Genomic DNA, 21,789 nt, shown 5'->3' on the forward strand with positions numbered 1-21,789 from the left:
TCAAACCTAAATGAAAAGACTAAATAAGTTTAGAAAACTTAAAAAATCTTAAATAAAATTAATTTTTCATTAGCAAGTGAATTGAATAAAATGAAAATCTACTGTCTTTCATAGAGATACATCGGATTTTATTTTTAACAAAAGATTATATTTTTTCGTATTCTTTTGTAACCTTCTTATCAATAGTTTTGTCTTATATATAAAAAAACTAATGTCAAAACTTCTCTCTACTCTATTTTTATTCTCCGCAGTATTGTTTTTCGGGCAGATTCAGCTCAAAGTCATCAACAAATCCAATAAGCAGCCTATTCATAATGCAGCAGTATACTGTGATGATGAACTTCTTGGGAAAACAGATTTCAATGGTAATCTATCTTTCAAAACAAAATGTAAAAAGGTCGAAATCCTTGCCAGCAATTTTGAAGATGTTTTGGTAGATGTCAAAAAATCGATGGAAGTCTCAATGCAGCCTCTATCTGAAAAGTTGGATAATATCGACAGAGTGATCATTAGTGATAAAAGCGATCCCAAAGCATTAAGGATTTTGGATGAACTGAATAAAAGAGCCAAAGAAAATTCTCCGAAATCTTTAAATTCTTATAATTTCAAATCGTATTCTAAATTTTCTATTGATGTAGACAGAGATTCTGTTGATACGTATAAAAATTTCTTAGCAGTCAGAAAAGATTCCCTTTCAAAGGTGGATAAGAAAGATTTTAAACAGAAAGAAAAAGATAAAAAAGATTCATTGACGGCAGAAGATTTCATCAGTGCTACGGAAGAAAGCCAGATGTTTCTTTGGGAAAAAGCAACCGAATACAAATATTCAAAGAGTTTTGGCGAGAAAACGAATATTATCGACAACAGAATGTCCGGTTTTAAAAACCCGATCTATGAAGCTTTAGCCATTAATATTTCAAATTTAGACAGAACTCCAAGACAATTAAGACCCGAAAACAGAAAGTTGTTCAACTTCTACCTATCCGATACACTACAGCTTGACGGAAGAAAAACATACGTGATCAAATTCAAAGAAATCACAGACAAAAAGAAACAGAATCCGAGAAAATTTAACGGAAAAATCTATGTGGATTCTGAAACTTATGCTCTAAAGAAATTTGAAAGTGTCAACAAAAAACAAAATGAAGGAAATATTATCTCTGTCTGGAAACCGATCAACGGGAAGTGGTTTTTAGATTCTGAAGATATTAAGCTAAAAATGGGAGGCCAAAGTTTTGACACTTCAAAGAAAGATAGCATAAAACCCGGAGAGAAGCCAAAATACAATAAAAAGAAATTCGGAAATTATCTGTACGTTAAGAACCGTTTCTTCGATTTCGATATCAATGGAGAACAAAAAGCTTCAGAGTTTAAAGGATATTCTCTGGAAATGAAAAATTCTGACGGAAGCCTTTTGGAGAAATACAGAACGGACAGTCTTACAACAAGAGAAAGTACAACGTATACAAAAATTGACAGCTTCGTACAGAAGAATGATTTTGAGAAAAAACTAAACACTTTAACGCAGTTAATGCGAGGAAATATCCGTTATAAGATGATCGATTTTGATATTACCAAACTATTCAGTTACGATAAATATCAAGGAATACGTTTGGGAGCAGGTTTGAAATTGAATGAAAAATTCAACAAGACTTTTTCTCCAGATGGTTATTTTGGATATGGATTTAAAGATCATACCTGGAAATATGGTTTAGGCTTAGATGTCAAACTTTCGGATAAGAGAACTTCTGTGTTCAGACTTGATTATGTAGATGATGTTTTTGCTGCAGGAAGATTCAGTAATAATATGTGGGATATGATGATGAAAATTTCGGACATGAATCTGGATCTTCACAATGAAACTTTTTATAAAAATCAGAAATGGGGCGCTTCTTTCCTGTATGATATTTCCAATTCGTTAAGCATGAAAGTGACTGTGAATAAGGAAAAACAAAAAGCTCTTTTCGATTACCAGTATAAAAATCTAGGAAACAGTTTCGATAATACAAGTGCTACTTTATCTTTAAAATTCGCTCCGAATGATAAAAACATTATGACGCCAAGCGGAAAATACACCTACGAAAAAAGTTACCCTCAGATTTTCCTGAATTATGAAAAAGGCTTTGAAACATTAGGCGGAGATCTGAATTATGACCGATTAGACGCCTTATTTATTCACCAGTTCAGATCTAAATTAGGATATACCAACATCAAAATTTTCGGAGGAATTTCTTCAGGAAACGCACCGATCTGGAAAAACTTTGAAATTGCAGGTCAAAATGATGCTAATGTAGATCACTGGTATTCAAATATCAGTACGCCTTCCAATTTAGGATTTGCTACGATGCCTTCGGGAACTTTCTTTGCTGATAAATTTGCTGCATTTAAAATTTCCCAGTCGCTTCCATTCAGATTCAAAACTATCGGAACAAGATATTCCAGTATAGATCTTGAATATCAGGCAGCTATCGGAGATTTAAAAAACAGAGGCGATCATCAGTTCCAGTTCCAGGTTTTGGATCATTATTATCAGGAAGTCGGATTGATGTGGAACCGATTTTTAGGAAGAAGTTTCGGAGTCGGATTCTCTTATAGATTAGGATATTATCAGACTTCTCAATTTAAAGACAACTTCGGAATCAAAATCAAACTAAGCATACTTTAGTAATACTAATAAAACTCTCGATCATTTCGGGAGTTTTTCTTTTTAAAAGAATTAGAATTTATTTTAAACCATTAAGAGTACATTAAGGGATTAAGCGAATTAAGAAAAATCATTCTGATTTTTAATGTATTTAACTCAATAGAAAGAAGCTTAATAATCTTAACATCTTCATGAACTCTTAATGGTTAAATAATCTAGAGCAGCAAATGAGATGCATTATTTCATAAAAATTAAAATCATTTTATCGCATTAATATCAATTAACAAAACTTTTCCAGAACAATAAATATTACTAATTTTGAAAAGTTTTTCTATGAAAAGGGTTTTATTGTTTCTATGTTTTTTCATGTTTATTTTTGGTTATTCACAATCAAAAATCACCTCCATTGAAACCGTTATCATTGAAGATAAAAGCGACCCGAGAGCACTGGAAATCCTGAAAAAAGTAAATCAGTTGTTCAAAGAGAATTCTCCCAAAACACTGAATTCTTATTCTTATAAATCCTACGAAAAAGTTTCTTTGGATATAGATGAAGACAGTATTTCGCAGTTCAAAAAACTTTTCGAAAACAATCTTTTTAAAAAGAAACGAGAGAAAGATTCTCTCAACAACATTACAGCCAGACAAATATTTTCAAAGAGCAAACTTTTTCTTTGGGAACGGGCTCAGGAATTTTTATACTCAAAAAAATTTGGTGAAAAGATCAACATTCTGGACAACAGAATTTCCGGACTGAAACAACCTATTTATGAAATGCTTGCACTGCAACAAAGTAACAGAGATGTAGTTCCTGACCAAATAAAGTACGAAAACAGGAGACTTTATCGTTTTTTTCTCACCGATACTACTGAAATAGACGGAAGAAAAAACTTTGTCATCCGTTTCCGGGAAGTGAATTACAAGAAAAACGACAAAAAAAGAAAATATAACGGCGCCATCTACATCGATACCGAAACCTACGGTATTAAAAAAATTGAAAATTTCAGTAAGAATAAAAATGACGGAATCATTACCAGTACATGGGTTTTCTACAACAACAAATGGTTTCTCGCACAGGAAACCGTAAAGCTGAAAATGAGCAATATGGTACTGGAAGAAGAAAGCAAAGAAAAGCACGAAAAAAGGAATAAAAAGAGCTTTGGAACGTATGCTTTTCTCACTTCAAGATATTTCGATTTCCAGTCGCCAATTGAAGAGAACAAACAGGACTTTAAAGGCTATACTTTCACTGTAAAAAATGCCAACGGAAAAACATTAAACCGATATCGTACAGATCCTTTAACCGAAAGGGAAACCAATACCTATGCAACGATAGACAGTCTTGGTAAGATTTATAATATTGATAATAAAGCTCAGATTTTGTCAGGATTATTAAACGGACAGATACGGGTAGGAAGTTTAGATTTTGCTCTAGATGAGATTGTAAACTTTAATGCCTATGAAGGATTCAGAGTAGGATTAAAGGCAAAATTGAATGAAAATTTCAATCCCTATTTTTCTCCTGATTATTATTTCGCTTATGGCTTCAAAGATGATCAATGGAAATACGGAATTGGGCTTGATATTAAAACATCTCTGGAAAAAAACTCTTATTTCCGAATCGAACATTATAATGATGTAACAGCTTCCGGAGAATTTTACCGAAAGCTGTGGAGCTTTAAAATGCGAACCTCAAACTATGGAAATAACCTTAATAACAGCAGATATTTTCAGTTTAAAGGAGTTTCTCTGTCTTACACCAATGATCTTACCAATGCATTGACAATCGTTTCTACAGTAAGAAGAAACTCTGAAAAAGCCATGTTTGATTATGATTTCAGAGATAAAGGAGCGGCTTTTGATAATTTCAATACGCTTATCACCCTCAAATATTCTCCGAATTCTACCAACATCATGACTCCACAAGGAAAGTCATTGCTGGATCAGAAGTTTCATGAAATTTATCTGAATTATGAGCAGAGTTATAAGCTTTTCGGAGGAGATCTTAATTATTCCCGTTTCGATTTGCTTTTCCTATACAACTTAAAAACGATATTGGGAACAACAGGTTTCAGACTCTATGGAGGAATGGTATTTGGTGCAGCTCCGATCTGGAAAAACTTTACGATGAACGGATTGGCTTCTACGAGAAACGATTTCAACTTCAACCTTACCTCCTATCTTGGCTTTGCAACATTGGAAGGCGGAAAGTATTATAATGATAAGTTTGTTGCTTATTATTTTACTCACAAACTTCCTTGGTATTTTAAAAGCTTTGGACAAAATATTTCAAGTCTCGATTTTGTACTCCGTGGAACAATTGGTGATATGAAACATCCCGAATATCATGATTTCAGATACAGAACCTTAAACCGTCTGTATCAGGAAGTGGGATTGGAATGGAACAATTTCCTTTCCAGTTATTTTAATTTAGGATTGTTTTACAGAGTCGGATATTATACAACATCAAATTTTAAGCAAAATTTTGCGATACAGTTTAAACTCAAATTATTAGAATTTTAAAAATCAGCTTATGCAGAAAATAGAAATAAAAGCGGATCAGTTTTTCGAATTATTGAAATTAAAAGATACATCGATGTGGGAAATTTTCGCACAAATGATTGATGGTAACGAGAAAGAAATTATTTTTCTTGACAATGAAGATAAAATCCTTTTCAACTATGTTCTTCCGTCAACAAAAGAAAAAATGGAAGAAGACCGAAAAGAATTCTCAAAACAGTTTGCTGATAAATTGGCTAATTTGAACTAAAAATAAGAGTATGCACATTGTCATTCTGAACAAAACGAAGTGGAGTGAAGAATCTTTTGATATTCCAGAGATTCTTCCTTCGTCAGAATGACAATGTGTTTCTAATTAAAAACCTATTTCAAAAATTCGTCCACTGTTTTCTTTGCAGTAGCGACATCGTGCACACGAAGAATTTTAGCGCCTTGCTGCAGTACTTTCAGATGAAGTTTCTGTGTTTCTTCATTGATCTCTAAAGGAGATTTTCCTAACGGTTTATAAATAAAAGATTTCCTTGAAATCCCGATCAACAGAGGAAATTTTCCAAAACCCAAATATTTGACCTCTTCAATCATCTTCATCTGATCTTCTACTGTTTTTCCGAATCCAAAACCGGGATCTAAAATAATATCGTTAACGCCTTTTTCTAATAGTTCTTTTGTTTTTTCAGAGAAATACTGATTAACAGAGGCTGTAATATCCTGAAATTTGATCTTATCATGCATCGTTTCATACGAAGGATTCACGTGCATCAAAATATAAGGAAGCTTGGTTTCCGCAGCAACGTCAAACATTCTTTCATCAAATTGTCCTCCGGAAATATCATTAATAATATCAATTCCTTCATTATAGCCAAACTTCACAGTTTCAGCATAAAAAGTATCTAAAGAAATCAAGATCTCCGGGAATTCTTTTTTGATTAAAGAGATGATGTTTCCCATCCTTTCAATTTCGGCTTCACTGCTTAGAAACTCTGCATTTGGGCGTGTTGACTGTGGACCGATGTCAATAATTTCAGCTCCTTCTCTTATTAATTGTTCGGCATGTTTCAACGCAGATTTTTCATTATTGAACTTTCCCCCATCTGAAAAAGAATCGGGAGTAAGATTCAGAATTCCCATGATTTTTGGTAAAGATAATTCTACCATTCTTCCGTTACAGTTCAAAGAATGCTCATTGATAGATGATGAAATATTTTGCATATGCAAAAATACTAACTTCCGGCTTCTCATAAGCAACTTCCAGCCAAAAAACTAAGTCCTTATTCCTGCTACCTAAAACCTATTTTGTATCTTTGAAAGATTAAGAGAATTTATGCTAAAGACATCAATACAATTCGAAAAAATTATCAGTGAGTGCCGTGATTTGTTTGGTAAAAAATTACAAGATTACGGAGCAGCTTGGAGAGTACTAAGACCCAGCTCAATTACGGATCAGATTTACATTAAAGTTAACAGAATCCGTACTTTACAAATGACTGATAAGAAAATGGTGGATGAAAGCGAAGAGGACGAATTTATTGCGGTGGTCAACTATTCTATTATCGGGCTTATTCAGCTTGAAAAAGGTCTTGCCAATGATTTTAGCGAAAATAAGGACGAAATTTTAGGTCTTTATGATAAATATGCCAACGAAGCCAAAGCGTTAATGGAAAGAAAAAACCATGACTATGGCGAAGCTTGGAGAGACATGAGAATTTCTTCTATCACAGATTTAATTTATCAAAAAGTATTAAGAACGAAACAAATTGAAGATAATCAGGGGAAAACCATTGTTTCTGAAGGTTTAGACGCGAATTATTTTGATATGCTGAATTATGCTGTTTTCTGTCTCATCAAATTCTCTGAAAAAGAAGAAAAAACCGAACCAAAAACTATTTAATATGTTTAAAGCTTTATTACGCTTTGTTATTGCGATTATTTTCATTCTTTCGGGCTTTGTAAAAGCGGTGGACTTAGTGGGTTTTTCTTTCAAGATGGAAGAATATTTCGCTCCTGATGTCTTTGCTATGCCTTTTTTAGAAAAATTTGCATTACCACTTTCGGTATTTGTCGTGATTTTGGAGCTTCTTTTAGGGTTTATGCTTTTAATTAAATTAAAACTTAAATTCACGCTTTCTTCACTGATTGCTCTTTGCATTTTCTTCGGATTCCTTACTTTTTATTCCGCTTATTTCAATGTAGTAACGGATTGCGGATGTTTTGGGGATGCGATTAAATTCACACCATGGCAAAGTTTTATCAAAGACATTGTGCTTCTAGTAGGCTTAATCGTAGTGTTCATCCTGTACAGAAAAGAATTTAAGAAAAAAGACTCTTATAGCTACAGTCCTAAAAAAGAATCCAATACCTTCAAATATATCCTTTTAGGAGTATTTTCTGTAGCCATGATCTTGATTGGTGCTCACGGAATTATCCACGAACCTATTATCGATTTCCGTGATTATAAAATCGGAACCGATATACAAGTTGAAAAACAAAAAATCAGCAAAGATCCTTCGGTATATAAAACTTTCTATAGTCTTAAAAATGAAAAAACAGGAGAAGTTGTAAAGATAAATCAGGACGACTACATTAAAGAAACCAAATATTGGGCAGAAGGTTCGCCATGGAAAATTGAAGAAGGGAAAAACGAGTCTGTACTTATAAAAGAAGGCTACAAATCTGAAATTGTAAAATTTAAAATTGAAGATCCTTCCGGAGTTGAGTTGACTGAAAGCATCCTTCATGCTCCTAAAGCTATTTTGATATTTTCATATGCTCCTAAAGATGCTTCCCCTGAAGTATTAAAACAAGTAGAAGCGAAAGCAAAATCTCAGGGCGCTACAGTTGTATATGGAGTTTCAACGATTGCTACGACCTTCAAAACAATTCCGAATGCAATGATGGATGGTACAGCTATTAAAACAATCGCGAGAAGCAATCCTTCTGTATTGATCCTTGAAAACGGAAAAATTACAGACAAAATCCCGGCAAAAGATTATCTGAAATAATCCATCTTTGCCTGTATAAATTTTAAACACTAAACTTTTAATATAACATTGTAAGAATGCAAAAATCAAATAAATCTATTGCAGGTTACCATTTATTAATGATACTTTCTTCTGTAGACGGAGAATTTGCTCCTGAAGAAGGAATGCTTGTTCAGCAGTATTTGGCAGATGAATTTCCTTTCAGAATGAACTTGGATAATGAACTGGAAACACTGGCTCTTCTGCAACCCGAAGAATGGAAAGATCATTTCGAATTCCATGCACGTTGCTTCCATGATGATTCAACAGAAGAGGAACGTGAAAAATTTGTACAATTTGCAAAATCTTTGATAAAAGCTGATAATGTAGTTACTGACGAAGAACACCTATATTATAAACTTTTAAAAAACTTGTGGAATATTAATTAATTGAAACATTAGAGATTAGAAGACAGAAATCAGTAAAAAACACTGACTTCTTCGTTCTAACGTCTAACAATCTAACTTCTAAATAAAGAAACTATGAGAAGAAAAATAGTTGCAGGAAACTGGAAAATGAACAAAAACGTAATTGATGCTCAACAATTAATGACTCAATTATTAGAATATAAAAACAATAATACGACCAACTGCGAAGTTTGGATCGCTCCTCCTGCATTATATTTAATGATGGCAAAAGATATCTTCGAACAGGATGAAATTGGAGTATTTTCTCAGGATATGAGTGAGCACGAAAGCGGAGCTTACACCGGAGAAATTGCTGCTGATATGCTTGAATCTATTGATGCAACAGGATCATTGATCGGGCATTCTGAAAGAAGACAATACCACGGTGAAACTGATTCTCACTGCAACAGAAAAGTAAAATTGGCTTTAGACAAAGGTTTAATTCCTGTATACTGCAACGGTGAAACTTTGGAGCAAAGAAAAGCAGGTCAACATTTTGAAGTGGTGAAAAACCAGACAGAAGTTGCGCTTTTCACACTTTCTGCTGAAGAAATTAAAAAAGTAGTCATCGCTTATGAACCAGTTTGGGCTATCGGAACAGGTGAAACAGCTACTCCTGAGCAAGCTCAGGAAATTCACGCTCACATCAGAAGTATCATCGCTGCAAAATACGGACAGGAAGTTGCTGACGAAGTTTCTATCCTTTACGGAGGTTCTGTAAAACCTGATAATGCAAAAGAGATTTTCTCTCAACCTGATATCGACGGAGGTCTTATTGGTGGAGCAGCTTTGAAATTGGAAGATTTCTCTAAGATTATTGAGGGTTTTAATTAATTTTGAATACAATATTATAGGAAAGATCGTCTTTTGGGCGGTCTTTTTTGTTTTTAAATCTTTTCTCTCAGATTTTTCAGATTGCGCTGATGTTTTTTAACGCAAAGCTCTAATTGATTAGGGATAAGTTTTAAGAGAGCAAAGAGTAATCAACAAGTTGATTTGATGAAGCTTTGTTTTCAAGCTTTACGTTTAAATGAATTTTTGAATTGTAAGAAATAAAAAAGCGGCGGCATCTTCGATGCCGCCCCTTAAAAAAAATCTAATTATTGAATATCGACTATATACATTGTCCCTTTGTCCTGTTTACCTGTTTTAGGTAAATTTTTCGTTTTAGGATTTCCGTTTCCATCGTCTGCAACCCCAAAATCATCATCGTTGAAAACGGCCAGTTTATTATTTCCTAAATACACGATTCCTTCAAACTTATCATGTTCATATCCTATTTTTGATACCAGATCAACGGCTAGCGTTTTTGTAACAGGTTTTAATCCTGCCGTATTGATTTCATCCCAGGTAGATTGCTCAAGAGTTTTTCCGTTAATTTTCATTCCGTCTACAGCTGTTAAATCTGTTCCCGAAACATCGGAAGCATTTGTAAGATTAATTCTGTAAACTTTTTTGAGTCCGCCAACCGAACCGAAATTCCCGTCTCTTTCAATGACTAAAAATTCAGTATTGCTGATAGGAGTAATATCACAAACGGAATCTGAAGCACCTCCATCCTGTTTATATAAATATTGTTTTGTCTGACCTGTCGCCAAATCAAAAGTTACAATTCTTGTTAAAGTAGTATTCGTTGCCAAAGCTTTCGTAGGAACATACATTGTCGACTGCATCGTACCTACCAACATTTTTCCGTCCGGTGTCATACACATTCCTTCCATTCCACGGTTGGGTCTTCTTTTGGCAAAAACGGCAGGAAGTTTTCTTGTTCCCGTATTTACACTAATCGGACTGATTCTTTCCAGCTCTACTCCATCCGCACTATAATGAACAATATGAGGTCCATATTCATCAGAAACCCAAAATGTTCCGTCTTTTGCGGCAACAATACTTTCACTATCCAATCCGTAATTATCTGTTCCTAAAACACTTCCGTCTGCAGCATAGGCCACTTCTCCTGTGCTTCCCATTCCTACAGGATTTGGAAGCCCTGTAATCGGCTGCCCTGAAGGATTTTTAAGCTTAATATATTTAATCACCTCTATTTTCCCTTCCGCATTGATTTTAAAATGCATAATAGTCGGTGTAAAATCAGGAACAAGAATTTTAATCCCATTCGAGTACGCAACATTAGGACCACGATCGGTAATCACGTAAAATTCTCCTTTTTGAGTCGGATGTGCCGTCGCTCCAGAGCCAAAACCTCCGTTGATAATATTAACTCCGTTCAAAGTTTTTAAGGTCGAGAAAGGAAACTCCTGTGGTAGTTTTGAATAATCTACATCAGGGTTGGTTGTATTATCATCATTGTTACAAGCCGCCAAAGCTATAAAAGCAAAAATAGGTAATAAGAATTTTTTCATTATTCACTTTTTGTTGAACGCGAAAGTAAATAATGATTGTAAACTGATGTTGAATGGAATATTAAATTTCTATTGTCTTGAAATAAAAAACAAAATTTCAAATCTTAGAAATAAATATTAGGTCGGTTTTAGAATATCAAAATTCCCCTCCAAGGGAGGGGTGGCAAAAATTCAAGGAATTTTTGACGGGGTGGTAAAAAATGAATTATAATAATCAATGAGAAATTCACTACTATTTCATGGGTTATAAAATATCAACATCAATAATTAACAAATAAAAAACGCACCAAATACCTTGATGCGTTTTTATTTATTTCCCTAAAGAAAATTATTTTTTCTCTTTAGATCTCTGTAATACTTCGTCTACCATTCCGTAGCCTTTTGCTTCCTCAGAAGTCATCCAGTAATCTCTGTCTGAAGCTTTCTCTACCCAGTCGTAGGTCTGACCAGAATGTTCAGCAATGATGTCATACAATTCTTTTTTCAACTTCAGCATCTCTCTTAGGTTGATCTCCATATCAGAAGCCACCCCTTGAGCTCCTCCTGAAGGTTGGTGAATCATTACTCTTGAGTGTTTAAGAGCAGAACGCTTACCGTTTTCACCTGCTACTAACAATACAGCTCCCATTGAAGCCGCAATTCCTGTACAAATTGTTGCTACATCCGGCTTAATAATCTGCATCGTATCATAAATTCCCAATCCTGCGTATACACTTCCACCAGGAGAATTGATGTAGATCTGAATGTCTTTTGAAGGATCAGCACTTTCTAAGAATAAAAGCTGAGCCGTTACAATATTAGCAACCTGATCGTCAATACCTGTTCCTAAGAAGATAATTCTGTCCATCATCAAACGTGAAAAAACGTCCATCTGAGCAACATTTAATCTTCTTTCTTCCATAATGTACGGCGTAAGATTTGTCGGTCCATACATTCCCATATACTGATCGGTTACCAAACCGTTATTTCCTAAATGCTTTACAGAGAAATCTCTGAATTCTTTTTTAATGTCCATATTTCTATTGGTATTATTTTAAATTTTTTCAAAGTTTAAATTACAACTTTTATTCCTAAAATTATATAAGACTTTTTGTCACAGAAGAAAAATAATTAGTAAACAGTTTGTCTGAAATTATCTTTTTCGGTCTCCGTAAATACCTTTGATGGGAGAATATTCAATAATATCGCTTAAACGCATGGAAGCCTGTTTCAATAAGGTGATTTTCTGGATCAGCTCAAAATACTTTACAGGATCAGAACTGCTGTGTTCATCAAGCTCTTTAGCCGTTTGTTTTATTAAATAATCTATATATCTGTATTTATGAAGCAAAACATCCCCTTTCACCTGCTCTGCAATTTTATCCCCGTAATTAGGTGGATAAATATTTCGGGACGCCCAGTTTTCAAGATCATCCAAAGGAATCAATGCATCTACCACTTTTGACGTGATCTCTTCATCCATAAAAGATACAAAAAAGGTTCCACTCCTCAATTCATCATTCTGAATCCCTTCTTTTACCTGATTGATGATAATTTCATTTCCCTTTACCAAAAATTCGTAGCCCTCTTCTTCAAAATGCTGGAGAATTTCTTCTATCACGGTGATCTGATATTCTTCCTCCTGATCATCTTTTCTTTTCAGAACAATATCTCCAAACATCAGCATATGATCTACCAGTTTATTTTCCATAAATAAAACTTCAAACATAAACGGATCTCCTTTTTCATCATTCAAAGGCACCACCTCCATTTTTACAGGAGCCGACTGTTCCTTTTGCTGCTGAACATGCTGATTCTGATTTTGAGTCACCTGTCTCTGAACATCAAGCTCATTGAACAAACTCTGCTCAGAAAGTCCGAATTTATTGGAAACTTGCTTTAAATAAACTTCTCTTTTTAAAGCATTTTGAACAAAACCAACCGATTTTACAATATCTCTGATCGCTTCTGCTTTTTTTATCGGATCATTTCCGATGTCCTTGAAAAGAATTTCTGCTTTAAAATCAATAAAATCCATCGCTTCATTTTCGATGAATCTTTCTACATATTCTTGCGGATGTTTTCGTGCAAAAGAATCAGGATCATCACCATCCGGGAAAAGAAGAACACGAATGTTCATTCCTTCTGTCAAAAGCATATCGATACTTCTAAAACTTGCTTTAATTCCGGCATTATCACCATCAAAGAGAATCGTAACGTTTTCTGTTAATCTTTTGATCAGTTTAATCTGCTCCGTCGTCAAAGAAGTTCCTGAACTGGCCACCACATTTTCAATTCCCGACATATGCAGTGAAATCACATCCATATATCCTTCTACCAAAAGGCAGACATTCTTTTTCGAAATCGCCTGTTTACTTTGGTTCAACCCGTAAAGAACATTTGATTTATGATAAATTTCTGTCTCCGGAGAATTAAGGTATTTTGCAGTCTTTACGTTATTTTTAAGAATTCTGGCTCCAAAACCCAACACCCTTCCCGAAAAACTATGAATCGGGAAAATAACTCTTTCCCTGAAACGGTCTACTCCGGCTGGTGTATTTTCCGGAAATATGGAAAGTCCGGATTTCTCTAAGATTTCTTTTGAATACCCTTTCTCTATAGCATATGCAGTGAAAGCATTTTTCTTCTCAGGAGAATATCCAAGCTGGAATTTTTTAATGATATCATCACGAAGCTCACGTTCTTTGAAATAAGACAGTCCAATCGCTTTTCCCTCTTCTACTTCCCAAAGGAAATTCTGGTAATAATCATTAGCAATTTCATGGATCTTATACAGTAAATCTCTTTCGGACTGCGCATTTTTTGCTTCTTCGGAAAAATCTTTCTGATCTTCTTCAATCTCAATTCCGTACTTTTTTGCAGCATGACGAAGCGCTTCCGGATAAGTAAAATTCTCAATTTCCATCAGGAAAGAAATAGCAGTACCTCCTTTTCCTGTTGAGAAATCTTTCCAAATCTGTTTACTTGGTGAAACTACGAAACTCGGAGATTTTTCATCATGGAACGGACTGAGTCCTTTATAATTAGACCCTGCCCTTTTCAACTGCACATATTCACCAACAATCTCTTCTACACGGATTGTTGAGAATATTTTATCTATGGTCTGCTTGGAAATCATGCTACAAAAATATACAAATTTATATTGAAATTGGCATACTTATAGACAACTCAATATTTGAATTCCACTAATTTTTTGATTTTTAAATGATTTTATTTTTAATTATTTTTGAAAAACTATGAAACCTTTGACCATGAAATATTTAAAAAGATTTTTATTGCTTATAATTTCTTCAATAGTATTTTTTCTCTTATATCTCGAAATCGGAGGAAGGTTTATTATTAATGATGTTGATAAAAAAATGATCATCCATAAAATAAGAGACAGTGAAAAAATTCCGGCCAATTTTTCAAATTTCTATAATACCGTTTATCCCAACTCTTTATCAGAAAATTCATGGAATTTTGTATTTAGTGCTTTCATAGATCCTGATCATTCGCAAAGAAAAGAATGCCCTTGCAATCAGATAGCTTATAGATTATTCCCAATTTTAGAAATCAAAAACAAACAGTTTATAGATCAATTCTTAATCGCAAGATATATAGAACATCATTTTAGCCAGCAAGATTGTTTAAACTTTAACTTCGATCATTTTGATTTTTCAGAAAACAGAAAAGGGTTACAGAAAGTTTCTAAATCATTATTTAATAAAGAAACGAAAAATTTGACACCATTAGAAATGGGAGAGATTTTGGCACTTTACGAAGCTCCTCAACGAAATAACCGATACAGAAATCCTGAAAGAGCAGAAGTAAGAGCCAGACATTTCTTAAATTTGTACGAGAAAAATGTAAATAAGTAATGAATTCCACTATACATACAATAGAAGACTGGCAAAATATAGTTGATACCATCATCCCTCAGTTACAGCATAATATTTTCCTTTTAAAAGGAAATTTAGGAGCCGGAAAAACCACTTTCACTCAGTTTTTGCTTAAGAGTTTAGGAAGCACGGACGAAGTGAATTCTCCTACTTACTCTATCGTTAATGAATACAATACTCCCAAAGGAAAAGTTTATCATTTCGATTTATACCGTTTAAAAAACATTGAAGAAGTATATGATATCGGTATTGAAGAATATCTGGATAATGCGTTTTTATGTATTATTGAGTGGCCTGAAGTATATGAAGATGAATTGTATGGACTTAAATACCACGAAATGAGTATCATTAACACGGGTGAAAACAGAGAAATTTCATTCGACTAAATATTATGTATCTTTGCTTATTGAATTCAATTGAAAAATAATTATCTGTAAGATATAATTTAAAATGAGTACTACAAATATTTTCACCCCTTTTACTGAAGAGGAATTGATCCCGAAAGCAGAAAAGCTTGAAGTAATAAAAAAAGGTAAACAGTTCAGTATTGGAGTTCCCAAAGAAACCTGCCTTAATGAAAGGAGAACATGCATTACACCAGATGCTGTACAAGTTTTAGTAGAACATGGTCATGAAATTATTATAGAATCCGGAGCCGGACAAGGCTCGTTTTTTACAGATCTGCAATATTCTGAGTCGGGTGCCAGAATTACAAAAGATCCGAAAGAAGCATTCGGACAAGACTTAATTTTAAAAATTAACCCGCCTACAGAAGACGAAATTGAATTTATGAGACCAAATACCTATTTGGTTTCAGCACTTCAGATCAACTTAAGAGATAAAGATTATTTCTTAAAACTCGCAGAGAAAAAAGTAAATGCCATCGCTTTCGAATTCATCGTTGACGAATACAAACAATTATCTTTAGTTCGATTAGTCGGTGAAATTGCAGGAACGGTTTCCATTCTTTACGCCTCAGAACTTTTAGCCTTATCAAATGGTTTGATGCTTGGAGGAATTACAGGAGTAAGACCTGCAGAAGTGGTAATTTTAGGAGCTGGAATTGTAGGTGAATTTGCCACAAAAGCAGCCATAGGTTTAGGAGCCAGTGTAAGAGTTTTTGATAATTCTCTTTCAAAACTAAGAAGACTTCATACCATTGTAGACAGCAGAGTTCCTACTTCTATTATAGATCCGAAAGAACTTCGTAAAGCTTTAAGACGTGCAGATGTAGTAATTGGAGCTCTTCCAAGATTAAATATGACCCCAATCGTGACCGAAGATATGGTCATGAAAATGAAGAAAGGCAGTGTCATCATCGATATTACAATCGACAACGGAAAAGTAATCGAAACATCTGAACTGACTACCATGGAAGATCCTTATATCATTAAGCATGGTGTCATCCACTGTGGGCTTCCCAATCTAACTTCAAGAATGCCGAGAACAACAACAAAAGCAATCTCTAATTTCTTTCTTTCCTATATTTTAAACTACGACGAAGAAGGCGGCTTCGAAAATATGCTGGTTCGCAAAAATGAAATGAAACAAAGTCTTTATATGTACAAAGGAAGACATACAAAGAAAATCATTTGCGACCGTTTCGGACTTACTTATCATGATATCAATCTTTTAATTTTCTAATGAAATCGCCAAGGTTGAGGAACGTAAATTCAATATTTTTGACGCGATTCCATACGACCTTTTAGAAACAGTAACATCTACGTATGAAAAAACTTAAATTCTACTTAATTGGTCTCATTCCGGGACTTGCTATTGTATTTTTTGTCTTAAATAAAAAAGGCGCAAGCTGCAGCGGTTATTTACCGAACAGCCGTGTTATTGCAGAAACGCTTTCCAAAGATTTCAAATATTCTGATGCTTTTAAAGCAGAGATGACTGCATTAAAAATCAATGAAAAGTTTTTAAAAGATAGCATTATAACTAAAGGAAAAGTAGATTTTGACAGAAGTCACGCACAGAAAACGCCTTGTCCTGATTATCTTTTGACCTATCCTGAAAATAATCCAACTTACGAAATTTCTTACGAAAAATGTGAAGAAACCGTAACGTTGAATTCTTTGAAGAAATTGAAATAATTTTTCGGATGGAAGGCAATTACTACATGATTCATGATTATCTGATATTCATTGGAGTATTTGCTATTTTCTTTTTTGTAACCGTAAGCATTTATTTATTTAGCCAGAATCAAAAATTTAAGATCCGAAATGCAAGACTTTCGGAAGCTAATAAAATTATTGAACAACGCTTGAATGAAGTTCAGCTTGAGCATATCGGAACAAAACTCAATCCGCATTTGTTTAAAAATATTTTAAATTCTGTTCAGTCTCATGCGTATCAAACGTATATGTCTTTGGACAAACTGGCCAATGTTTTAGATTATATTTTATACGAAAGCAATAACAAATTCGTAAGCCCAAAAGAAGAATTAAATTTCGCTTTAAGTCTTATTGAGATTAATAAAATAAAGATAAATCCACTTTTTGATTTTAGAATCAAATCAAGAATCAACAAATCGGATACAATTTACGAAGAGAAAGTTTTTGCCCCTTTAATTTCTGTTGATTTAATAGAAAATGCTTTCAAGCACACCGATTTCTTAGCACAGGATTCATTCATCTCCATCCATATGGAACTGGAAGGCGGAATTTTCATCATGAAAGTAAACAACAAAGCTTCTTTAAAAAATGTATTGGAAAAAGAAAAAAGTGGCTTCGGAAGTCAGTCTTTAGATCAACGACTGAAAATGATATACAACAATCATTATTCTCTTCAAAAAAGTTCAAAAAACGGTATCTTCACGGCAGAATTAACAATCAATTTAGGAGAATTCTATGATAAAATGCGTTATTCTTGATGATGAATTACTGGCAATCAGCTATTTAAAACTCCTTTGCGAACAAATTGACAACGTAGAAGTTGTGAAAGCATTCAATGATCCTAAAGTTTTTCTAAACGAAATTGAAAATATTGATTGTAACGTCTGTATTTTAGACATCGAAATGCCTGGAATGAACGGTTTACAAGTTGCAGAACTGATTTCCGGTTCAAAAAAAATCATCTTTACGACCGCTTACAAAGAATACGCCGCAGAAGCTTTTGATTTAAATGTAGTCGATTATGTAAGAAAACCGATCAAAAAAGAAAGGTTGATTCAGGCTTTTGAAAAGGCAAAAGAACTCGTTCAAAATCCCCCGAAAAAAGATTTCATCGAATGGAACACCAACATCGGTAAAACAGTGATCTTTACAGATCAGATTGCTTATATCAAAACCTCTGAAATCGACAGCCGAGATAAAGATATTATTCTGAATGACGGCACAAACATCGTTTTAAAGAATTTAAACTTTAAAAACCTCCTGGAAATGCTTCCCTCAAAAGATTTCGCACAGGTCAATAAAAAAGAGATCATCGCTTTGTCTTCCATTAAAGTATTTTCAACGAATGAAATTATCACCACCATTCTTACTGAAAACGACCATTTTTTAAAATTACAAATCGGAGAATCTTATAAAAGCCCCTTAATGGAAATGTTCGGAAAGTAGATCTTTCAAAGGTTTTCGGTTTCATTACAAAATTCAACAGCTTTATTACAACTGCCTTATTTTACTCTTTTAGTCAGCGTACTTTTGCCTCTGATTAAATGATTTTATAATGAAAAAACTTTTCTATGCAGGCGGAATTCTCATATCCGGACTTTGCTTTTCTCAGGAAACAGAATCAAAAGTTAAAACCTCTTTTTTCGACGGAATTGCAGTTATCGGATATGTAGATCATGGAGCTTTTCTCAACTTTACAGGCCCAAATATCAGCTACAAAAACAAAGATGTAAAATTCGTTTTGGGAATGCTTCCTTCATTACGCATCAAAGAAGATCAATCGGAAGGCACCAAAAACAGTGTCATCACTCCCAATCTTGGAGCAGGTTTTACAGTGGTCTACAAAAAATTAGCAGTACAGATTCCTTTTTACTACAATACAAAAACTTCCACTCAAAATGGAGCCTGGAAAATGGGAATCGGATTGGGATATTCTTTCAAGTAGAATTTCATTACATTATTTGTAGCATTTATTACATTTTAAAAATAAAAATAATTATAGTAATTATATTCTTATCAACTTTGCATAAAATATTGGAATTATGAATTGGGGAAAATACAAAAACATTATTTTCTATGTCGTTACCATCGCGGTTTTCTCTTGTCTGATGTATTATTTCATCATAGAAGGGCAAACCTTGGAGGTAAAAGAAAATATCGTTGTAAAAACAACTGGTGGATCTACCTGGGATAATTTTTTAGAATCCTTTAAAACCAATCTACACCATCCTTTAGCTCTTCTGTTGGCACAAATTGTCACCATCATTTTAGTAGCAAGACTTTTCGGATGGATCTGTATGAAAATAAAACAACCTTCTGTAATCGGGGAAATGATTGCCGGTATTGTTTTAGGACCATCATTGTTAGGAATGTATTTCCCAGAATTTTCAGCATTCCTTTTTCCAAAAGAATCATTAGGTAACTTACAGTTTTTGAGCCAGATAGGGTTAATTCTCTTCATGTATATCGTGGGAATGGAACTCGACCTGAGCGTTTTAAGAAAAAAAGCACATGATGCTGTTGTCATCAGTCATGCAAGTATCATTATTCCTTTCGCATTAGGAATCGGGCTTTCTTACTTTATCTATCAGGAATTTGCGCCACAAGGGATTCAATTTACCTCTTTTGCATTATTCATCGCCATTGCAATGAGTATCACGGCATTTCCTGTTTTGGCAAGAATTGTTCAGGAAAGGAATCTTCAAAAAACGAAACTGGGTACTGTAGTCATTACCTGTGCCGCAGCCGACGATATTACAGCTTGGTGTATCTTGGCAGCAGTCATTGCTATTGTAAAAGCCGGATCTTTTGCTAGTTCTATCTATGTTATTTTAATGGCGATCGGATATGTTTTCTTGATGATCAAAATTGTAAGACCATTCCTCAAAAGAATTGGTGATTTACAAGCCGGAAAGAATACAATCAACAAACCGATGGTCGCTATTTTCTTTCTGACGTTAATTCTTTCTGCTTACGCAACAGAAGTTATTGGTATTCATGCATTATTCGGAGCATTCATGGCTGGAGCAATCATGCCTGAAAATGCTAAATTCCGTACCATGTTCATAGATAAAGTGGAAGACGTTGCATTAGTACTTTTACTACCTTTATTCTTTGTATTTACAGGACTTCGTACAGAAATAGGATTATTGAATGACATTCATTTATGGATTACGGCAGGATTTATCATTCTTACCGCAGTTATCGGAAAATTTGCAGGAAGCGCATTAGCAGCCAAATTTTTAGGAATCAACTGGAAAGAAAGTCTCACAATTGGTGCCTTAATGAATACAAGAGGATTAATGGAGCTTATCGTTCTAAACATCGGATATGATTTAGGCGTTTTAAGTCCTGAAATCTTTGCCATGATGGTTATAATGGCTTTATTTACAACCTTTATGACCGGACCTGCTTTAGACTTCATTAATTTCATTTTTAAATCTAAAAAGACCGAGGACGAAGAAAACACGAATCATAATGATGCACAATACAGAGTCCTTCTTTCTTTTGACAATCCGGAATCAGGAAGTACTTTATTGAAACTTGCCCACGATTTTACCAGTAAAATGAATGGAAATAAGAGCATTACCGCCATGAATATTGCTCCTGTAGAAGAAATGCATGCGTATGATATAAATGAATATGAAAACGACCAGTTTAAAAATGTCATCGATACTTCTCACGATTTAAAACTAAAAGTCACTACTCTTTTCAAAGCCTCTACCGATATCGAAAATGATTTAACCAGTATTTCAAACAAAGGAAACTACGATTTATTGTTAATCATGCTTGGAAAATCAATGTATGAAGGAAGTTTACTGGGAAGGCTGCTTGGTTTTACTACAAAAATCATTAATCCTGAGAAATTACTGAATACGGTAAAAGGAAAAGGAAATATTTTCAACAACTCTCCTTTTGACGATTTTACTTTACAAATTTTAGATAAAACCAATATTCCGGTGGGAATTTTAGTTGAAAAGGACTTCAAATCTGCAGATAGAGTATTTGTTCCTATTTTTAATTTAAGCGATTTTTATTTGCTTGAATATGCTAAAAGACTAATTAATAATAACAACTCTCAAATCATTATTCTGGATGTTGCAGGACAGATCAGAAGTAATATTGAAGTAAAAGAGCTTATCAGAAGCATAGAACAAGTTGCCCCCAATCACATCACCCTATATAACGAGAAGAAAATTGAGCAGGAATTTCTGAATTCTCAAGATCTTATGTTGATCAGCAGCAAAAGCTGGAAGAATTTAATCGATACCAAAAGTTTATGGTTATCGGATATTCCATCAACATTGATTATTTCTAATCCTTGATAGTTTGCTTTCTCTTAGCACAAAAAAGCACCTTTTTTAAGGTGCTTTTTTGTGCTAAATAGTTTATTCCAATCAAATATATTAATCAACAATAATCTTTAGTTTAGATTATCTATACGAGTCATTCAATTCTTAAATAATAAGAGTTTAACTGATATTAATTTTTTATCTTTTTACTGATTATATCAACTAATATAAACATTCTTGAGCGATACTTTTAACTCAATTAAAATGAAGAATTATAATGAGTAATAAGAGAAAAAGGAAGAGATATCGCTAAAGTTTTACCTAAATTATTACAATAGCAACATGCATAAAAAAATTAATAACTTGGTTTAAACCTTTGTTCTCATTGGTCTTTAGTATTTCATAATATTTTCCAGCTTACTTATTACTTATTACTTATTACTTATTACTCTATGAATAGTAATAGCCGTAAAATATGTATTCAGCCTAAGAGAGGTATGCTCATTTTCGTTTCTGTTTTTCGGTTTGGTTATCTTGATTTTTCT

At 33.8% G+C, this 21,789-nt stretch carries 19 protein-coding genes; 15 read left to right on the forward strand and 4 right to left on the reverse strand.

Annotated elements, in window-relative coordinates; translation table 11 throughout:
* Positions 1-211: 211 nt before the first annotated feature.
* The 3 genes from RM51_RS06450 (at position 212) to RM51_RS06460 (ending at position 5,414) form a co-directional block, all read left to right on the forward strand.
* A complete protein-coding gene (locus RM51_RS06450) occupies positions 212-2,665 on the forward strand; it encodes a DUF5686 family protein (protein WP_039366321.1) in 2,454 nt (817 codons plus the stop codon).
* A 312-nt stretch (positions 2,666-2,977) separates the two neighbouring features.
* Positions 2,978-5,167, forward strand: coding sequence for a hypothetical protein (locus tag RM51_RS06455; protein WP_039366324.1), 2,190 nt, complete (start codon positions 2,978-2,980; stop codon positions 5,165-5,167).
* A gap of 10 nt (positions 5,168-5,177) precedes the next feature.
* The gene (locus RM51_RS06460) at positions 5,178-5,414 is read left to right on the forward strand and encodes a hypothetical protein (protein WP_039366329.1); all 237 of its coding nucleotides are present in this window, start codon (positions 5,178-5,180) and stop codon (positions 5,412-5,414) included.
* Positions 5,415-5,527: 113 nt separating this feature from the next.
* Here RM51_RS06460 and folP read toward each other — a convergent pair whose 3' ends face one another.
* Positions 5,528-6,373, reverse strand: coding sequence for a dihydropteroate synthase (folP, locus tag RM51_RS06465; RefSeq protein WP_039366332.1), 846 nt, complete (start codon positions 6,371-6,373; stop codon positions 5,528-5,530).
* Positions 6,374-6,485: 112 nt separating this feature from the next.
* On the opposite strand from folP, the gene RM51_RS06470 reads away from it, so the two are divergent.
* From RM51_RS06470 to tpiA, 4 genes are all read left to right on the forward strand, one after another.
* Complete coding sequence (locus RM51_RS06470) at positions 6,486-7,052, forward strand: DUF1599 domain-containing protein (protein WP_039366335.1); 567 nt, start codon at positions 6,486-6,488, stop codon at positions 7,050-7,052.
* A gap of 1 nt (position 7,053) precedes the next feature.
* Positions 7,054-8,163, forward strand: coding sequence for a BT_3928 family protein (locus RM51_RS06475; RefSeq protein WP_039366338.1), 1,110 nt, complete (start codon positions 7,054-7,056; stop codon positions 8,161-8,163).
* Positions 8,164-8,219: 56 nt separating this feature from the next.
* Positions 8,220-8,570 carry a TerB family tellurite resistance protein gene (locus tag RM51_RS06480; protein ID WP_039366341.1) on the forward strand — a complete coding sequence of 117 codons (351 nt, stop codon included), beginning with the start codon at positions 8,220-8,222 and terminating at the stop codon, positions 8,568-8,570.
* Positions 8,571-8,663: 93 nt separating this feature from the next.
* Complete coding sequence (gene tpiA, locus RM51_RS06485; protein ID WP_039366343.1) at positions 8,664-9,422, forward strand: triose-phosphate isomerase; 759 nt, start codon at positions 8,664-8,666, stop codon at positions 9,420-9,422.
* A gap of 266 nt (positions 9,423-9,688) precedes the next feature.
* Here the strand turns inward: tpiA and RM51_RS06490 are convergent, their stop codons facing one another.
* From RM51_RS06490 to dnaG, 3 genes are all read right to left on the reverse strand, one after another.
* Positions 9,689-10,951: an esterase-like activity of phytase family protein gene (locus RM51_RS06490; protein ID WP_039366345.1), complete on the reverse strand. Its 1,263-nt coding sequence runs from the start codon at positions 10,949-10,951 to the stop codon at positions 9,689-9,691.
* A gap of 328 nt (positions 10,952-11,279) precedes the next feature.
* Complete coding sequence (gene clpP / locus RM51_RS06495) at positions 11,280-11,966, reverse strand: ATP-dependent Clp endopeptidase proteolytic subunit ClpP (protein ID WP_039366348.1); 687 nt, start codon at positions 11,964-11,966, stop codon at positions 11,280-11,282.
* A 117-nt stretch (positions 11,967-12,083) separates the two neighbouring features.
* Complete coding sequence (dnaG, locus tag RM51_RS06500; protein WP_039366350.1) at positions 12,084-14,069, reverse strand: DNA primase; 1,986 nt, start codon at positions 14,067-14,069, stop codon at positions 12,084-12,086.
* Positions 14,070-14,202: 133 nt separating this feature from the next.
* Here dnaG and RM51_RS06505 point away from each other — a divergent pair, with 133 nt between their 5' ends.
* The 8 genes from RM51_RS06505 to RM51_RS06540 all read left to right on the forward strand — a co-directional run bounded on the left by RM51_RS06505 (position 14,203) and on the right by RM51_RS06540 (position 21,277).
* Positions 14,203-14,811 (forward strand): transglycosylase domain-containing protein, encoded by a 609-nt coding sequence (locus RM51_RS06505; protein ID WP_165584986.1) that lies wholly within the window; start codon positions 14,203-14,205, stop codon positions 14,809-14,811.
* Positions 14,811-15,218, forward strand: a complete 408-nt coding sequence (gene tsaE / locus RM51_RS06510) for a tRNA (adenosine(37)-N6)-threonylcarbamoyltransferase complex ATPase subunit type 1 TsaE (RefSeq protein ID WP_039366355.1) — start codon at positions 14,811-14,813, stop codon at positions 15,216-15,218. The genes RM51_RS06505 and tsaE overlap by 1 nt, the downstream gene beginning before the upstream one ends.
* A 64-nt stretch (positions 15,219-15,282) precedes the next feature.
* Positions 15,283-16,476 carry an alanine dehydrogenase gene (locus RM51_RS06515; RefSeq protein WP_039366357.1) on the forward strand — a complete coding sequence of 398 codons (1,194 nt, stop codon included), beginning with the start codon at positions 15,283-15,285 and terminating at the stop codon, positions 16,474-16,476.
* Between the two features lie 83 nt (positions 16,477-16,559).
* Complete coding sequence (locus RM51_RS06520) at positions 16,560-16,931, forward strand: hypothetical protein (RefSeq protein WP_039366361.1); 372 nt, start codon at positions 16,560-16,562, stop codon at positions 16,929-16,931.
* 8 nt (positions 16,932-16,939) lie between these two features.
* Entirely contained in the window at positions 16,940-17,710 is a 771-nt protein-coding gene (locus RM51_RS06525; protein ID WP_084110966.1) for a sensor histidine kinase, read from the forward strand.
* Positions 17,688-18,398, forward strand: coding sequence for a LytR/AlgR family response regulator transcription factor (locus tag RM51_RS06530; protein WP_039366364.1), 711 nt, complete (start codon positions 17,688-17,690; stop codon positions 18,396-18,398). The genes RM51_RS06525 and RM51_RS06530 overlap by 23 nt, the downstream gene beginning before the upstream one ends.
* Before the next feature lie 109 nt (positions 18,399-18,507).
* On the forward strand, positions 18,508-18,897 hold the full coding sequence (locus RM51_RS06535; protein WP_039366367.1) for a hypothetical protein: 390 nt from the start codon (positions 18,508-18,510) through the stop codon (positions 18,895-18,897).
* 97 nt (positions 18,898-18,994) lie between these two features.
* Positions 18,995-21,277: a cation:proton antiporter gene (locus RM51_RS06540; protein WP_039366370.1), complete on the forward strand. Its 2,283-nt coding sequence runs from the start codon at positions 18,995-18,997 to the stop codon at positions 21,275-21,277.
* Positions 21,278-21,789: the final 512 nt, after the last annotated feature.

Origin of the sequence: Chryseobacterium taiwanense (assembly GCF_000813825.1) — a bacterium.
Lineage (GTDB): Bacteria > Bacteroidota > Bacteroidia > Flavobacteriales > Weeksellaceae > Chryseobacterium > Chryseobacterium taiwanense.

Bases quoted from the DNA above. Each gene is read 5' to 3' on its own strand.
- RM51_RS06450 (WP_039366321.1), top strand. From the start codon at position 212: ATGTCAAAACTTCTCTCTACTCTATTTTTATTCTCCGCAGTATTGTTT.
- RM51_RS06455 (WP_039366324.1), top strand. From the start codon at position 2,978: ATGAAAAGGGTTTTATTGTTTCTATGTTTTTTCATGTTTATTTTTGGT.
- RM51_RS06460 (WP_039366329.1), top strand. From the start codon at position 5,178: ATGCAGAAAATAGAAATAAAAGCGGATCAGTTTTTCGAATTATTGAAA.
- folP (WP_039366332.1), bottom strand. From the start codon at position 6,373: ATGCAAAATATTTCATCATCTATCAATGAGCATTCTTTGAACTGTAAC.
- RM51_RS06470 (WP_039366335.1), top strand. From the start codon at position 6,486: ATGCTAAAGACATCAATACAATTCGAAAAAATTATCAGTGAGTGCCGT.
- RM51_RS06475 (WP_039366338.1), top strand. From the start codon at position 7,054: ATGTTTAAAGCTTTATTACGCTTTGTTATTGCGATTATTTTCATTCTT.
- RM51_RS06480 (WP_039366341.1), top strand. From the start codon at position 8,220: ATGCAAAAATCAAATAAATCTATTGCAGGTTACCATTTATTAATGATA.
- tpiA (WP_039366343.1), top strand. From the start codon at position 8,664: ATGAGAAGAAAAATAGTTGCAGGAAACTGGAAAATGAACAAAAACGTA.
- RM51_RS06490 (WP_039366345.1), bottom strand. From the start codon at position 10,951: ATGAAAAAATTCTTATTACCTATTTTTGCTTTTATAGCTTTGGCGGCT.
- clpP (WP_039366348.1), bottom strand. From the start codon at position 11,966: ATGGACATTAAAAAAGAATTCAGAGATTTCTCTGTAAAGCATTTAGGA.
- dnaG (WP_039366350.1), bottom strand. From the start codon at position 14,069: ATGATTTCCAAGCAGACCATAGATAAAATATTCTCAACAATCCGTGTA.
- RM51_RS06505 (WP_165584986.1), top strand. From the start codon at position 14,203: ATGAAATATTTAAAAAGATTTTTATTGCTTATAATTTCTTCAATAGTA.
- tsaE (WP_039366355.1), top strand. From the start codon at position 14,811: ATGAATTCCACTATACATACAATAGAAGACTGGCAAAATATAGTTGAT.
- RM51_RS06515 (WP_039366357.1), top strand. From the start codon at position 15,283: ATGAGTACTACAAATATTTTCACCCCTTTTACTGAAGAGGAATTGATC.
- RM51_RS06520 (WP_039366361.1), top strand. From the start codon at position 16,560: ATGAAAAAACTTAAATTCTACTTAATTGGTCTCATTCCGGGACTTGCT.
- RM51_RS06525 (WP_084110966.1), top strand. From the start codon at position 16,940: ATGGAAGGCAATTACTACATGATTCATGATTATCTGATATTCATTGGA.
- RM51_RS06530 (WP_039366364.1), top strand. From the start codon at position 17,688: ATGATAAAATGCGTTATTCTTGATGATGAATTACTGGCAATCAGCTAT.
- RM51_RS06535 (WP_039366367.1), top strand. From the start codon at position 18,508: ATGAAAAAACTTTTCTATGCAGGCGGAATTCTCATATCCGGACTTTGC.
- RM51_RS06540 (WP_039366370.1), top strand. From the start codon at position 18,995: ATGAATTGGGGAAAATACAAAAACATTATTTTCTATGTCGTTACCATC.